Origin of the sequence: Mucilaginibacter sp. (assembly GCF_025362475.1) — a bacterium.
In the GTDB taxonomy this organism is placed as follows: Bacteria; Bacteroidota; Bacteroidia; order Sphingobacteriales; family Sphingobacteriaceae; genus Mucilaginibacter.
The window spans coordinates 44,756-60,259 of the sequence record NZ_JANYGH010000061.1 but is presented as its reverse complement, the minus strand read 5'-3'; the positions used below and the strand labels follow the sequence as shown (position 1 = coordinate 60,259).

Annotated in this window: 9 protein-coding genes; 1 reads left to right on the top strand and 8 read right to left on the bottom strand. The window is 43.6% G+C overall.

Annotated features, from left to right (window positions below):
- Positions 1–33: 33 nt before the first annotated feature.
- The 6 genes from Q0R88_RS21165 to Q0R88_RS21140 all read right to left on the bottom strand — a co-directional run bounded on the left by Q0R88_RS21165 (position 34) and on the right by Q0R88_RS21140 (position 10,523).
- The gene (locus Q0R88_RS21165; protein WP_295720114.1) at positions 34–1,122 is read right to left on the bottom strand and encodes a SusE domain-containing protein; all 1,089 of its coding nucleotides are present in this window, start codon (positions 1,120–1,122) and stop codon (positions 34–36) included.
- A 10-nt stretch (positions 1,123–1,132) separates the two neighbouring features.
- Positions 1,133–2,614, bottom strand: coding sequence for a RagB/SusD family nutrient uptake outer membrane protein (locus Q0R88_RS21160; RefSeq protein WP_295720111.1), 1,482 nt, complete (start codon positions 2,612–2,614; stop codon positions 1,133–1,135).
- 7 nt (positions 2,615–2,621) lie between these two features.
- Positions 2,622–5,582, bottom strand: coding sequence for a SusC/RagA family TonB-linked outer membrane protein (locus Q0R88_RS21155; protein ID WP_295720110.1), 2,961 nt, complete (start codon positions 5,580–5,582; stop codon positions 2,622–2,624).
- A 534-nt stretch (positions 5,583–6,116) separates the two neighbouring features.
- Positions 6,117–7,745 (bottom strand): DUF6377 domain-containing protein, encoded by a 1,629-nt coding sequence (locus Q0R88_RS21150; protein WP_295720107.1) that lies wholly within the window; start codon positions 7,743–7,745, stop codon positions 6,117–6,119.
- A gap of 235 nt (positions 7,746–7,980) precedes the next feature.
- The gene (locus tag Q0R88_RS21145; protein WP_295720154.1) at positions 7,981–8,163 is read right to left on the bottom strand and encodes a carbamoyltransferase N-terminal domain-containing protein; all 183 of its coding nucleotides are present in this window, start codon (positions 8,161–8,163) and stop codon (positions 7,981–7,983) included.
- A gap of 38 nt (positions 8,164–8,201) precedes the next feature.
- Positions 8,202–10,523, bottom strand: a complete 2,322-nt coding sequence (locus tag Q0R88_RS21140) for a PAS domain S-box protein (RefSeq protein ID WP_295720105.1) — start codon at positions 10,521–10,523, stop codon at positions 8,202–8,204.
- A gap of 553 nt (positions 10,524–11,076) precedes the next feature.
- Between Q0R88_RS21140 and Q0R88_RS21135 the strand changes: the two genes are divergently transcribed.
- On the top strand, positions 11,077–12,282 hold the full coding sequence (locus Q0R88_RS21135) for a GAF domain-containing sensor histidine kinase (RefSeq protein ID WP_295720103.1): 1,206 nt from the start codon (positions 11,077–11,079) through the stop codon (positions 12,280–12,282).
- Between the two features lie 223 nt (positions 12,283–12,505).
- Here the strand turns inward: Q0R88_RS21135 and Q0R88_RS21130 are convergent, their stop codons facing one another.
- Together Q0R88_RS21130 and Q0R88_RS21125 are read right to left on the bottom strand one after the other, a co-directional pair.
- Positions 12,506–12,805, bottom strand: coding sequence for a hypothetical protein (locus Q0R88_RS21130; RefSeq protein WP_295720101.1), 300 nt, complete (start codon positions 12,803–12,805; stop codon positions 12,506–12,508).
- A gap of 122 nt (positions 12,806–12,927) precedes the next feature.
- Positions 12,928–15,504 carry a M1 family aminopeptidase gene (locus Q0R88_RS21125; RefSeq protein ID WP_295720099.1) on the bottom strand — a complete coding sequence of 859 codons (2,577 nt, stop codon included), beginning with the start codon at positions 15,502–15,504 and terminating at the stop codon, positions 12,928–12,930.

Genomic DNA, 15,504 nt, shown 5'->3' with positions numbered 1-15,504 from the left:
TCATAAGGCGGCGCTTTCGTGCCGCCTTATTGATTAGTTTTTCTTTAACTTAAAATTGTAGTTGTTAGGATCATGCAGATCTAACGTAATGGTATAATTACCATTTGACGGCACTGTTAAGTTATTTAATGATCCGTTGTAGGGTAACGCAGGATTATCAGCATATTGAAGTTTGCCATCTGCGGTTACACCAAAATCAATAGCCCACTGATTATTAGCCCTGAATTTGAATGAACCACTGGCAAGCATATCTGCTGTTACTGTCCAAACTTTTTTGGTGGCATCGTAGGTCATTTGGGTATCCTTATCCCAGCTGCCTGGTGTAGCATCGCCAATAATGCCCCAGGTAACCAGGGTATATGACCACTTTAGGGCAGATGGGTTGGCAACCAGTTCATAAACACCCGGGCCTGGCAATACCAAATCGCCCTTGGTTCCGTCGGTGCTTAGTAAACCTGTACCGCCATCGCCATAGTTAATGTGGTCCCAGTCTGGTGCGCTGGTAAACTTAAAGTGATAGCTGCCACCGGCGGGTTCATAAATGTAACCTTCATAAATGTTGGGTACCGATGCCGCAACCGTGCCCGCTGTACCCGGCGACCAGCCCTGATAATCGCCAGGCAGGTATAATACCGGGTAATTATTGCTTGGCGGCAGGATTATTTTATACGGACTTACGGTAAGCGTTATAGCTTTGGTGTAAGCGTTCCTGTCCTGGTAAGCCTGTATCCTGAAAACCATTTTACCTACCTCATTTGGAGTGACACCCAGGGCAAGTGCCAAGGTGTTTAACTCGCTGCCTTTATAGGTTTTGGTTAATACATCATTACCAATTAATACCGATGTGGCATTTTGCCAGGCGTTAGCACCCACGGTGTCTGTGGGCAAATCAGCCTGCAGCGTATAGGTTACGTGCGATTTGTAAGGATACACCACCGCCGGCCAGGTAAATGTGATCACCGATTGATCATCTGTAGCCGGTGTAAGCGTAGCCGTTGTGGTTGACGCGGTTACAGTACCCGTAAAAGCAACAGGCTTTAGCGTGGTAAGCTCGGCCTGCTTATGGCAGGCAACGGCCATAAAGGCCATTGCTACTAATGTTAAATTGATTATTTTTTTCATAACTCAATAATTAATAACCTGTGTTTTGTTTCAAACTGGTGTTTGCGTTAAGCGCGGCAGTTGGGATAGGGAATAATTTCCTATAGGCAGGTGTTGTTTGTACAAAACCATGTGCCAGCAAAAACTTATCAAACCTGATCATATCCTGCCTGCGGTGGCCTTCCATATTCAATTCAAATCCTCTTTCATCGTAAATATTATCGAGGGTGGGCGAGCCTATATCGTTAAGGCCGGCTCTTTCCCTAACCTGGTTAAGGAAAGGGGCCGCTGCTGCTGCGTTTCCTAACCGAAAGTTACACTCGGCTTGCATCAGCAATACATCCGCATACCTGTACACTGGAAAATCATTTGATTCGCCGCTGCCGTCTGATGGTTTTACCGGGAAGAATTTAACATCCCTGATACCCTCATTAGGCCCTGCGCCCGGATCAATTAATGATGATACCTCTTTGGTATAAGTAGTACCACCGGCCTGTGCGCCAACCAGGAATTGTTTCTTCCTTATATCGGCATTATCAAACTTATCATAATACTCTGACGGGATGATGGTACCATTCCAGCCGGCAAAACCGATCAGCGCGGTACCATTCGGACTATTTAAACTCCTGATGGCGTAGATATTACCGCTGATTACGTTTTGCGTAATAAACAAGGCAAAAATGGTTTCATCGTTAGGGCATACATCGCCAAAAAGGTCATAATAGGTATTGCCCAGCGCGCTGCCTGTACTCGCACTTGCCGGGTGTAAGGTAAAACCGCCGGATGCTACTTTGTTACAAGCTGCAAGCGCTTCTGCCCAATGTGCGGTACCGGTATACACTTCGGCATTTAAGTAAACTTTGGCCAATACCGTGTATCCGGCCCATTTATTAAACCTGCCATAGTAAGCGCCGCCTCTTGTTTCAGATAAAAGGTCTACATTGGCTTTAAGCTCACTTACTATAAAATTGTAAATGGTGGCTCTTTTTTCCTGCGGAATTTTGGAGATATCGGTGTTGTTATCTGTGTAAAAAGGCACATCACCAAAATCATCTATCAGCAGATAATAAAGCCAGGCGCGGGTAACTTTAGCCTCAGCTATTTTTGCCGGATCTGCTTTTGCCGCGGTAAGCTCGGATATTGCTAAGTTGGCGGTGTAAATGGTGGAGTAAGCCCAGTTCCACGTATTGTTAATGATACCAAGACTTGGCAATGCGGTGCGGGTATATAACTGTGCAAAATCAAGCTGCCAGTCGCCGGTATTACGGTGGGGTATTACCTGCTCATCAGATGAGAAGCAGTTAAGGTCATACCAGCAGTTATCCCTGCCGGCATAATTAGAACCCCATGAGCCGGTAACTTTTGCATATACGCTTGCCAACGCCACATCTGCACCAGCCGGTGTTGAGTAAAATTGGTTAGCAGCATATTTGTCATATACGTTTTCATTAACCTTGGTGCAGCTTTGAGCAGCAAGGCCAATAATAAAAATACTGAATAATATATTTTTCATGATCTGATTATTTTAAAACAACGTTTAAGCCTATTGAAAAGGTCCTGGTACGGGGGTAAGTTCCGTAGTCGGCACCTGATGAGCTTCCGCCGCTTGTATCCAACTCGGGGTCAATACCTTTGTATTTGGTAATGATGGCCAGGTTTTGGCCGGTTAAGGATAAACGCAGCGCGCTGATGTATTTAACTTTGGTGAGGTTAAACCTGTATCCTAAAGAGAGGTTTTCCCATCTTAAGTATGATCCGCTCTCCAACCAAAGGTCAGATCCGTATTGGGATGATTGGATGCCCAGTGGCACGGCGCTTGAAAGCACATTTGATTTCCCCAGGTTTTCTAATAAACTTAGCTCCTGGCGCAGGCCATTGTAAATTTTATTACCGCCAGATCCGCGCCAAACCATCGATGCATCAAAGTTTTTGTAGGTAAAGCTTGGGGTAAAGGCATAAGTGTATTTTGGTAATGCCTGGCCTTCTTCAATCCTGTCCTTACTTTGCGATCCCTGGTCAATAGTGCCGTTTTTATCCTGATCAACAACAGCTTCGGCACTGTTGGCATCTTTGCCCAGGTGTTTTAAAATAAGGAAGGTACCCACCGGTTTGCCTACAACAAGGTACGCGTTACCGCCGCCGCCCCATCCAACATAATTGGTTGGTATATCATAGCCTTCAATTTTGCCGCCAAGTTTGGTAACCTTGCTTTGCATTAATGAGCCATTAGCTGCAAGTGTTAAAGTGGTATTTTGATTTTTAATAACCATGTAGCTTAAAGAAAGCTCCAGACCGCGCGAACGTAAAGTACCCACGTTGGCCAGTATATTGGTGGTTAAAAACGGACCTTCAAGTGGTACGGTGTAATTAAACAGCAGGTTTTCTGTATTGGCGTTGTACACATCAACAGTACCGTTAAAACGGGTGTCATGTGATGAAAAATCTAAACCAATATCTGTTTGCTTACGTGTTTCCCACCTTAAGTTTGGATTTGAATTTTGGGTAGCCGCGTAATTTGGTATGGTTGACCCGCCGAAGAATACAGAGCCGGCCTGGCCAACCAAAGCGATAGAGTTTTGAGGCCCTATCCCCTGCTGGTTACCGGTAACACCGTAGCCTACACGTAATTTTAAGCTGCTTAAAACGTTTTGATCCTTCATGAAACCTTCCCGGTCAATTCGCCATGCAATTGCTGCAGATGGGAAATTTGCCCATTTGTTGTTAACCCCAAATACAGTTGAACCATCGCGCCTGAAACTGGCGGTTAACAGGTATTTATTATCGTAGGAATAGTGGATCTGGCCGATGTAGGATACCAGCCTCCTGTCGTTTTTATAGGATGAAATATCGCCCTGCAAAACTTTTGAAATATCACCCAGTTGTAAAGCATTGTAGCTGGCCAGGTCATTGATAAAGCCCCTGCCCTGCGCAAAGCTGCCATTATAGGTTTGTGCCTGCCACTCATAAATAGCCAACGCGTCGAAATGACTTAAACCAAATTCATGTTTGTAGTTTAAGCTGATATCCATGAGTTTTTCATCAACGTGACTATTGCTGATATTGCCGATACCTTTGTTATCAATTGCCGTTGCAATGGTTGATGCCGCCGGCGCGTAATAGCCGGTGTTGGTATCAGATTTACGCCAGCTGCCAAACCATCCCGCCGATAAACCTTTGTAAATATCCAGGTCGGCCCTTAAGCTGCCAAACAGGTTATTAGTGTTCACATTGTTTTTAACAGTTTGTGAAACGGCATACGGATTAATGTATTGAAATACATTGGGGTCGGCATAGTAAGATCCATTGGTATTAAATACCGGGTCCGTTGGCCTTGATACATAGGTATTGCTGATGAGGTTTGAATTGAATGCCGCACGACCAATACCTATTGGACTATAAACAGCGTCATTAACGCCGCTGTTTACATTCATGGTAAGGGTAAGCTTATCATCCAAAGCCTTTTGGGTTGCCGTTATCCTGCCTATATATTTTTTATAGTTTGAGTTGATAACAATACCTGTTTGGTTAATAGCACTTACCGAGGCACGGTAACTAAAACCATTGGCGCCACCGCCAAAAGCCAGGGAATGGTTTTGTGTAACCCCGTTCCTGGTAAGTAAGTTAAACCAATCGGTGTTTGAGCCATGATTGGCCGATACGTCAACACCCTGCTTTTCGGCTTGTGCTGTCCACTCGGCGGCATTTAATTCAGAGAGTTTTTTGGCGATCACATCCATCGAGGTGTTATCTGTGTACTCTACACTGCTTTTGCCTGAACTGCCTTTCTTGGTGGTAATAACTATTACACCCGGTGCACCACGTGAACCGTAAATGGCTGTCGCCGATGCATCTTTCAGTATATCCACTGCAGCAATTTCACTTGGCGGCACCTGGTTTAACAGGTCCATATTGCCCTGTATACCATCAACTACCACCAGTGGGTCGTTACCGCCCTGTAATGACGTTATGCCACGGATACGCACGGTTGGTGCAACACCAGGCTCGCTGCCTATCTGCGTAACGCTTACACCTGCAGCTTTACCCGTAAGCTGCTGCAAAGGGTTAGTTACAGATCCCGGATTAAGATCTTTACTGCCGATGTTTGATACAGAACCTGTAAGATCGGATTTCCTTACGGTTCCGTAGCCCACTACAACCACCTCTGTTAATGATTTCGAATTAGGAATTAACTTAATAACAGGGTTTTCATTGACCTTCAGCACGGGTTCCAGCAGGTCGTATCCTACAAATGAGATCTGAACGGTTACTGTGACCTGACTGCCCGACAGGGTAAAGGCGCCGTTCATATCGGTAACGGTAGCCTGATCTGTTCCTTTTACATGAACAGTAGCGCCTGGTAACGGCTGATTAAGCTCATCAACCACCTTGCCTTTGAAAGTGTTTTTTTGAGCAAATACAGCTATTGCAGAAATTAAAAGCAGCACGGTCAGGCCGTACTTGAATAAGTAAACTTTTTTCATTTAATTATTGGTTTTAAATTGGTTTGTTAGCACTTGCCTTGGTTGGCAAATCAGGATCAAATAAAAGGAGGCAATTTTGGCAAAACAATAGCGCGATAGTTCAATATAGAAAATACAAAAGAAATACTCTTTATATATCATTGATTATCAGGAATTTAATTACAAACCAATATAAAGCCAATATAGATTTAAAAAGAGTCGATATTGGGCAAAAACAAGGCATGGGCGCACTTTACCAACTTTGTGATCACATGTAAATGTGCTTTGGGCGCGGAAGTATGGAAAATGTTGTACAATATAAAATAGGCCGCCGGAGCAATCGGCTCTCTATGCTGGCAAATACTCACCAGCCAATCCCCACTTTGCAGGTGTAATATCTCATTCCAGCTTCGCTGTAAAGAAGGATTGAAAAGTTTTTAGTTTTGATTAGCTATAGTTGAAACATCTCTTTTCAACTAAGTTAAAGAGTGGATAAGCGAAGCGTAGAACGGGCGAGCCTTTATCTTGGTTAGTCTGCGTTATTTCCTACCCAAATTACACCGCCTCTATCGCCATAATATGATCTTCAAATTCATCATTGGCAATGAACGATTTGTTTTTGATGCGATTTTTGTAGGAGTAAATGGTATTCACCGAGTAGCCCAGCAGTTTGGCTATCCTGTCGGTATCGTGGATGCCCATCCTGATGAGGGCAAAAATACGGTGCTCGGTACTGAGCAACTGTCCCTCGGCCACTGCAATTTTTTCGCCTGTATGGAACAAGACATCAAAGCGGCCAATAAAATCAGGGAAAAGCGAAATGAAAACTTTATCGAAGGTATGGAACAATTGGTGTCGCTCGTTTTCCAGGTTCAGGCTTTTAATGGCAGCCTGCGCGTCTTCATAACGTTTGCTGCTTAGCTTTTTATCCAGCGATTTCTGGAAGCTTTCCAGTTTATCAATATAAATGGAGTTGATGTTGAAGTAATAGCCTATGTATTCGTTCTTGATCTTGTTGGCGGTACTTAAATTGCGATTCAGAGCCTCCAGCGCTACATTGCTTTCCTGCAAGGATACATTGGCTTCCTTGATCAGATCATCGGCAATGCGTAATTTTTTGAGCTGACGAAAAATGATCACCGCAAATACCACCACAAAAAGCACCAGTACGGTAATGATGGACGAGTATATAAACAACGACCGTTTTTGCTGCTCTACCGTACTAATGCGCTGCGCCTCAATAATGGGCAAAATACTACTAATGGCTACCTGCCTGTGCCTGGCCCCGTAAAAGGTTGCATCGTCCATGGCCTGCTTAATGTAGATGAAAGCATTGTTGAGATCGCCCTTTTTGTACAGGAAATCAGCGAGTTTATATATGGCTACGGTTTCTTTAGTAGCCGATTGAATATCGGCAATAGCTGCCTGGATGAGTAATTGGGTTGATTGATCCTGCTTGCCCTGCACCTCGCAGATATAGCTGAGCGAGCACGCGCTGACAGCAAATTGGTTAGGTGTTAAATTTTTAAGCTGCAATAAGGCGTTGTAGTACTTTACGCCCGCATCATTGTTGGATGTTCGCAGCGCCTGCAATCCTTTTAAAGCCAAATAATTGTAAGTGTCCGGAATGGCGCATGAAAGCGCCGAATCAATACAGGCGATTCCTTTTGGATTGTAGGTTGCAGAGTAATCAACGTTCCGGTCAAAATCCGACAGATCGAAATAGCTTCGGGCCATAAGAAAATAGTATTCCACCTTATCATTTGCAGAAAGGTATTGAAGGTTGATATTGTTAAGCGTTTCCAGGGTTTCTTTAAACATGCCCGATGAAATGAGCGTAAAACCCAGTTCCATTTTAGAAGAGGCCATTCGGCCCGGATCATTAAGCAGGGCGGCGGTTGCCTGGAGTTTTTTAGCGTAGTTGTAGGCCGAATCGTAGCTAAAGTTTTTGTACTCGTTATACAACTGCTGGTAAATATTATACTTTTTATTGATGTTGCCGGCCTGGCCTACCTGTTTTTTAAGTTCATCAATGCGGTCCGTTTTTTGCTTTACATACCGGTCTTTATCAGCCAGTACGGTATTGAGTTTATTTAACAACGAATCGGTAGCCGCCGTTTGCGCATACCCATCCAGGTTTATCAACAGTAGCCATGAAAATAAAAGATATAACCTGAGCCTCATTTAAGTTTAAGGGAATAATTGGACACGTAGCTCCAAAGATATATAAACATATCAAAATATGGTGTAAACTAACCGAGGTTAAAACTCACCCGCCGGTTCCAGTTTATCGGAGCGGGCCCCTTCCCTTCACCCCTATTTCGTCGGGCCTGAAAGAAGGGTTAAGAGGGGGAGATTACAACCATTGATGTTGTATTGCTGAAAGCAACCTGACATTAATTGAGGTAGTGATACGAGACTATAAAAGCCAAAAGAAAAGAATATAACTCAAATCCACGAGGTGTTTGAAAATTACATCGGCATACAATGGTTCGCCACATAACGCCAGGCCTATCACTTTATATTCATCACAATTGACTTTGAATTCAAGATAGTAGGTAAAGGCAGAATATAGCAAGCCTATAGAATGCCGAAAATTAATCTCCTTTACCTGTTCGATCCGGTTGTTGGTGCCGATAGCTACCGAAGTGCCAGAGGCAGGCTAAAATAAAATGTAGAACCTTTGCCGGGCTCGCTTTCCGCCCAGATCTTGCCCTGATGCCGTTCGATGATTTCCGCGCTCAAGTATAAACCTATTCCAAAACCTGAAATATTGTTATTGTTATTAACCCTGTAATAACGTTCAAAAAGCCGGGGCATGTCCCGTTTATCAATGCCCATACCTTCATCACTTACGCTTACCCGGAAAAAACCATCCACCTGTACACCGGCAATCTGAATAGAGGTACCATTCCTGGAATATTTAACAGCATTACTGATAAAGTTATTGATCACCTGCCCTATTTTATCACGGTCGGCATTAACCATCGTTGATTCCACCGGGTAAAATATAAATTCATGACCTATATAAAGAGGTTTCGTTTCTTCGGCCATTTCTTTAATTAAGTCCGCCATATCAAACTGTTGCTTTTCGATATAGATCTTGCCTGATTCTAACCTGGATACATTTAAAAAGCCATTGATCATAGTCGTCATTCGCTTAACCTGTTTTAAAGACTGTTCCAGTGCGCCCTTGGCAAGGCTATCTTCTGCCTTTTTGGCCTTAAGCTGCAGCATCTGAAGATAACCGTTAAGTGAAGTAAGCGGTGTTTTTAACTCGTGGCTAACCATCCCGATGAAATCACTTTTGCGCTGATCTTCTTCTTTAATACGCTGGATATCTATAGTTGAGACGACCCACATCGTAATGTCGCCATTTTCGTTCAATATCGGTGAAGCGATATTCAGGTGCCAGCGGTAATTGCCGTTCATGTCTTTGAAGCGTATTTCACTTTCCAGCGCCACACCTTTAGCGGCGGCCTCACCCAGCTGTGCCTGAAAACCTGGAATCTCGTCAGGGTGCATCATTGCTTGATACCCAAAATCGCGCAGGTTCTCGAAACTCATACCGGCATAGTCAAGCCATTGTTTATTAAAAAAGGTAACTTCTCCACTGGGAAGCGCATTGCTGATCTTTGCAGGCACCAAGTCGGCCAGGTAACGAAAATGTTTTTCGCTTGCTTCAATCTTTTGCGCCGCCAGCTGTTGTTCTGTAATATCCATGACCACTCCCGTAAACGCGGAAAAGGTTCCGGACGGGTCAACTTTAAGATTACCAACAGCACGAAGCCATCTTAACCGATTGTCGTGTAGGCCTACCACGGGGTAGGTAACATCATAGTCGCCATTATTATAGATTGCATTTTCCAATTTTGAGGCGACAACACTGCGGTATTCATCGGTGATTTGCGCCAAGGCCTGTTCTATAGTAAGGCTTTCATCCGGATAATAACCAAACAGTTCTTTAAGCCGGGCATCTGTGACGAACTGCCGCGTTTCGGAATGGATAAACCAGGTGCCGAAATTCGCTGCGTCGAGCGCTAAGCGCAGCGCCACCTGGCTTTCTTCGAACTTTTGCCTGGCTTCCTGTAACTGCTCGTTCACCAGCGCCAATTCATTGTTAGTGGCAGTTAGCTCTTCGTTGGAAGCTGCTTGTTCTTCATTAACCGCTACTATTTCTTCGTTAATGGCTTGTAACTCTTCGGAGGCCTGTCCAAGCATTTCTTCTGATCGCTTACGTTCCGTAACATCCCGCGTTGTCCCGGCTACGGCTTCTACCTCGCCCTGCGCATTAAGTACCGGGGTTAATATATAATCGTAAACACGGCGGCCAAGTACCGCGTGAGGGAAGGACACCTCACCACGAACAGATTTTTTGGTAGCCCGGACCTGGTCTATTTCCCGTTCGTGCATTTGGGCATGCCAGGGCTCATAACCATTTTCCAGCAGGCTTTTACCAATTGAGTTTTCCCAGGATTTACCCCACATATCTAATAAAGCACTATTCGCATAAGTAAAGCGGTAATCCAAACCGAATACATACATAAGGTCAGGTGTATTGGAAGTAATAGTCTCAAAGGTCCTTCTTTGTTGTTCAGACCGCTCCCGTGTTACCGCTAATGCCTCCTCCGCCTTTTTGCGCTCCGTGATGTCGCTGGCTACACCAAACCATTCGATGATCTCGCCTTTTTTGTCAAGGATGGGTACGGCACGAGAAAAAGTCCAGCCTGGTGTGCCGTCTGCCCTAATAACCCGATGTTCCAGTTCGAATATTTTTTTGCCCGCTATTGAAGCGTTAATAGCAGCGTTGACCATGCCCAAATCGTCCGGGTAGATATTCCGGGATTTCCAATCCCTTACCGGCTCATGGGCGTCTTTTAGAAAGCCTCGACCATCCAACTCATGCATCACGGCCCAATCCGGGCTCAGGGTGTAAATGACGTCGGAAGTTGCGGCAACCAATGCCAGCAGGCGATCTTCACTAGCTGCAACGGCCTGTTCTCTTTGTTTATTTTTATCTGATGGTTCGGGCATAATCTAGTTCAAAATGAAAAATAAATTTAAGAACGGAAAAATACTACAATTTGTTTTGAGCGGCCAGAAACGGAACTGACGTTAAATTATAGCAAAAAATTAAATTTATTTAGAAATCAGACTTGTGATTAATACAATTAATTAAACCAGATTAATAGAGAAGTAACTAAAACTGCGCTTTAAATCGGGCTATTGTAAGCTAAATCATGTGTTGCGGAAACAATAATCACTGGGATGTATCGGTTTTTAACGTTTTTATTTAACTTCCTGAAAATCAACTATCCATACATATCAACCAATTTAACATCAATAAGAACGAGATGAGGTTTAAAATTATTTATGATTAGTGTTCCTTTGTCCGTAGATATAAGGCCTTTATTATTACATAGTTTAATACGATGCTGTCTATTAGCAGCCTTGTTACCTGATGGTGACCGTTAAGGATTTATTAAAGCATATATTTGTTTTGTTTACACCAACGATGGCTATAAAAACATTACCTCTTCCCGAGAATGAAACTGAAAGGTTAATTGCTTTACAATCCTATCACATCATGGATAGTGGTGAAGAAAAAGATTTTGATGTCATTGCTTCCATAGCGTCAGCGATCTGCCACACACCTATTTCCCTTATTACCTTTATTGATGATAAACGGCAGTGGTTTAAATCGCATATCGGTACTGACCTTTCAGAAAATTTCAGAGATTTATCTTTTTGTACCTACACCATCGCCTCCCAGGAAGATGTACTGATTGTTCCCGACGCCTCGGTTGATGAGCGTTTTGCTACCAATCCTGTAGTGTCTGAAGCCAAAGTTACCTTCTACGCAGGCGTTCCTTTAATAAATGAGGATGGATTTGCGTTAGGCACCCTTTGTGTGCTGGATCAAGAAACGCATGATTTCAGTGAGGCGCAAATTGATGCGTTAAAAGCGCTGGCTAAACAGGTTGTGGATAAAATTGAGCTGCGTAGAAAAGTTACGACGCTTGAAAAAATGAACCAGGAATTAATGAATGCAAATGTGTTGATACAAAAGTTTGCTTCAATGGCTGCCCACGACATTAAAAATCCGTTGAGCAGTATTAAACTGACTTCACAAGCTTTACGAGGGCGCCAGGAAATAATACAAAATGATGGCTGCCTGCGATTAGTGAATATGAATATCTCGGCTACAGATAACCTGCTTACTTTGGTTGATGAGATGATGGCCTATTCTAAAAACCCGGCTTTACTATTGAAAAAAAAACGAGAATTTGAGTTAAAAGTTTTGGTGAACAGGTTGTTAAGCCTATTGGTTGTTCCGGATAATGTACAGATCGATTTGCCTATAGCTACGCATAAGGTATACTTTTCTATTATCGCCTTTGAGCAAATACTGATCAACTTATTAAGTAATGCTATTCGCTATAATGACAAAAATAAATGTGTGATCAAAGTCCGATTCGCTGACACTGATGAATTTTACCAGCTGGAAGTAGAAGACAATGGATCGGGTATTCCCGAAGAATATTTGGAAAAAATATTTACCAATAATTTCACATTAAAAACTAAGGATCGTTTTAACAATTCTGGTTCAGGTATTGGATTATCAACCGTTAAAGACCTGCTTTATCTTTTAAATAGTACAATTACCGTTAGTTCTACTTACCGTGAAGGCTCAACGTTTACCGTTCGCTTGAAAAAATAGTACCGTCGTCTCAAATTTAAATCCATAATTACAGCATCCCGATAAAACCTGGTAACAAAAATCTTTATCTATGTTTTCCTGATTGTCTCCACTTTACGTTTTCCCTGTCGGAAGCAGCGGGTATCATTTTGGCTTGCAGCACAAAGGCCTGCCTGTTTGCTTTCTTGCAGGCTGTACCATCCGCCATCGCTTTTTTCAGCATCTACCCGGTAAACGCCCCCTGTCAAAGAAATTGTAACACTAATTGCTCCCATTCCGCTTTCAAAGACTGGTCTGGGCGAATTTTCCCTGCTCTGCGATACCAGTAATCAGCGTTCCCTATGTCACCTTCTTTACGGTGCAGGTAAGCATGAACCCACGCCGATGCCGGATCATTCAACTGATCAACCAGTTCATGCGCTTTACGCCAATCACCTTTACCATCATACCAGAGACTTTTCAACTGCGCAGACAACTCACCAATAGGCTGTTCTAAATTTAATGACGCGTTAAATTCCGTTAAAGTTTTCCCTGTTTCTTCCATTTGATTAAAGATAAGTAGTAAAACAGTACGCAGGTATTAAGCTATAAAATATTTTTATCCTATCCCTGTGTTCCTGAAATTTGCGATTTGATGCCGCCCAGGTTCAAATTCTTTAAATTCGATCAGCGTTTTAGCATTTGTTGTGCCCGCTGCAGGTTATCAATAGCCTGCAGTATTTTAGCTTTTAATTTAGGGTTATAATCGGGATGCTGTTTCAGAAAATCGCCGACAATCTGATAAGCCTCCTTAGTTTGATAGTTACCAAAGACCGCGCCCAGCCACGATTGCGGAAAAAACACGTCACCAGTCCGCTGAATTTCTTCAACCAGTTCCAGGCTTTTGCGGAGGTATTTTATAGATGGTTTTTGCCTTAACGGGTGATTTAGATAGCTTAGCGCGGTTGTTACCCAGGCTTCTTTTGCCCTATTTTTACGATCCGCAAGGCTGCTAAAAAAACCGTCGCGCTCCTGCTCGCTCAGGGACAGGGCGGGCATCAGGAACGCAAGCCTGTTTTTGCGCTCAGCGTTACTTATCCTGGCTTGCTGCTGTTTCAATACCGAAGTAACTGTATCGCTTTTCAGGGCAATGGAAAGCGCCATAGCGGTATAATCATCTTCGGCCAGTTTAATGCCGGCCGGAGGCTTTTGGGTTAACCATATCTGGTAGATACGGCTTTTAGCTTCAGAACTTAAATAAACGTTTTGGTAGGCGCCAAACAGTATCTTTTTATTGTTTGGCGCTTTCTGTTGCTCCATAGAAGTCCATAAAGCTTGTTCAACAGCCATGCTTAAAGCAGTCCGCTTTTCGGGCAAAGTAAACGTCCAGTAAACGCTGGTAACATAGCCGGTAAGCAGGCGCAGGTTCATCTCATTTTTTTCGATGCCGATGCCGTGCAGGTAAAGTTTTAATAATTCAACCGGTTTAAAAACACGACCGGCCAGCATATTCTCAAAAGCGTTAATATAAGCCGATGCCCGCTGCAAGGGGCTTTCCAAATTAAAACAGCTGCTGGTCATGGTCCTGTCTGTTGGGAACAGACCATAGCCCACCCCATCGGAATTAAATAAGATGAACGAGGGCTTTGCCAAACCTGCAGCGGCGTTCAGTACAATTTGCCGCGCATTCATGTTTACCGGAATAGTTTTGCTATGATCAGGATAAACCAGGGTGATATTAAAAACCTGTGGCCATATGCGTTGCGCCCCTACTTCAGGATGTTGGCTGATGATTAAACTCCTGATTTTATTCCCGCTATAATTCACTTTAAAATCAAACACCGGCCGGCCTGGCTGGTTTACCCAAACGTTGTTCCAGGTATACAGGTTAGTAGTGCTGTATTTGCTCAGGATGGCGATCAGTTCAGGCCAGGTAGCATTACCGTAGGCGTATTTTTTCAGGTATTCGCGTATACCTTTTTGGAAATTATCTTTACCCATCAGGCTTTCCAGCTGCCGCATCATAATGGGTGCTTTATGATAGATAATATTGCCGTAAAGCGAACCCGCGTCCTGTAAATTATCCAGTTGCTGCCGTATTGGATTAGCCCCCGGGGTCCGGTCAACCCCATAGGCTGCCGGATAATGATCCTGCAAAAATTTAAGGTTAAACGTTTCGGTCCCCATAAGTTTTTCGGTCACCTTATCGGCCATAAAGTTGGCAAACACTTCCTTCATCCAAACGTCGTTGAACCATTCCATGGTCACCATATCGCCAAACCACATATGGGCTGTTTCGTGCGAGATCAAATTAGACCGCGCGATGAGTTGATCTTTGGTAGCGCCTTCATCTAAAAACAAGCTGGATGCCTTATATTGTACCTCGCCTGGATGTTCCATTCCGCCAAACTGAAAATCGGGTATGGCCACAAAGCCTATCTTTTGAAATGGATAAGGTATCCCCGTCCAGTTTTCCAAAAAGCTAATGGCATCCTGATGAGCTGTGAATATGGAATCAGAATTTAATTTAATTTTGGCGGAATCAGTTTCACGATGCAGGAATTCGGCTTCACGGTTCCCTATCATTTGCTTGACGTCGGCGTATTTTCCGGCAGTGAACGAGAACAGATAGGTGGGTAGCTTATCCGTAGTACTAAAAAAATACTTTACCTGGCCATCATGTTCTTCGGGTGCCGGCTCGGTTTGCTTTATGCCATTTGCCAACACCTGCCAATCTTTAGTCACACCAAGTGTCAGTAAAAACTTAGCCTTTAAGCTGGGCTGATCGAAGCAAGGGAATATGGTACGGGCACGGTCGGGAACGGAAAGACTATATAAATAATCGTCGTTGCGATTCAGCGAGGCATCACCTGCACTAAACGTAATCATAATCATGTTTTCCCCAATACGCAGGTATTTTTTATCAATAATGATATGCTCCTTTTCCACGATAATCGGAATGGTGGTATGATCTATCAACTGAATCAGTTTAACATTGCCAGCATCCTGCTTAAAGTCAATTTGTAGCGGTTGATCTACGGATTTCAGTATAAATTGAATACCGATGTCGCCGGTAATCCGCTCATTTCGTGCAGCCGGTACTTTTAAGCTGATGCGATAAAGGATATCGCTTATTACCGAATGCCTGTACTGCGCCAATTGGTAGGAAACCCCGGCCTCCACAGGCACAGGTTTAACTTTTTGCTGGGCCATTGCAACGGCATTTATAATCAACAGGAATAATATTAGTTTAGTTAATCTCAT

Excerpts from the sequence above, each read along its gene's own strand:
- Q0R88_RS21165 (WP_295720114.1), bottom strand. The coding sequence starts at position 1,122 with ATGAAAAAAATAATCAATTTAACATTAGTAGCAATGGCCTTTATGGCC.
- Q0R88_RS21160 (WP_295720111.1), bottom strand. The coding sequence starts at position 2,614 with ATGAAAAATATATTATTCAGTATTTTTATTATTGGCCTTGCTGCTCAA.
- Q0R88_RS21155 (WP_295720110.1), bottom strand. The coding sequence starts at position 5,582 with ATGAAAAAAGTTTACTTATTCAAGTACGGCCTGACCGTGCTGCTTTTA.
- Q0R88_RS21150 (WP_295720107.1), bottom strand. The coding sequence starts at position 7,745 with ATGAGGCTCAGGTTATATCTTTTATTTTCATGGCTACTGTTGATAAAC.
- Q0R88_RS21135 (WP_295720103.1), top strand. The coding sequence starts at position 11,077 with ATGGCTATAAAAACATTACCTCTTCCCGAGAATGAAACTGAAAGGTTA.
- Q0R88_RS21130 (WP_295720101.1), bottom strand. The coding sequence starts at position 12,805 with ATGGAAGAAACAGGGAAAACTTTAACGGAATTTAACGCGTCATTAAAT.
- Q0R88_RS21125 (WP_295720099.1), bottom strand. The coding sequence starts at position 15,504 with ATGAGATTAACTAAACTAATATTATTCCTGTTGATTATAAATGCCGTT.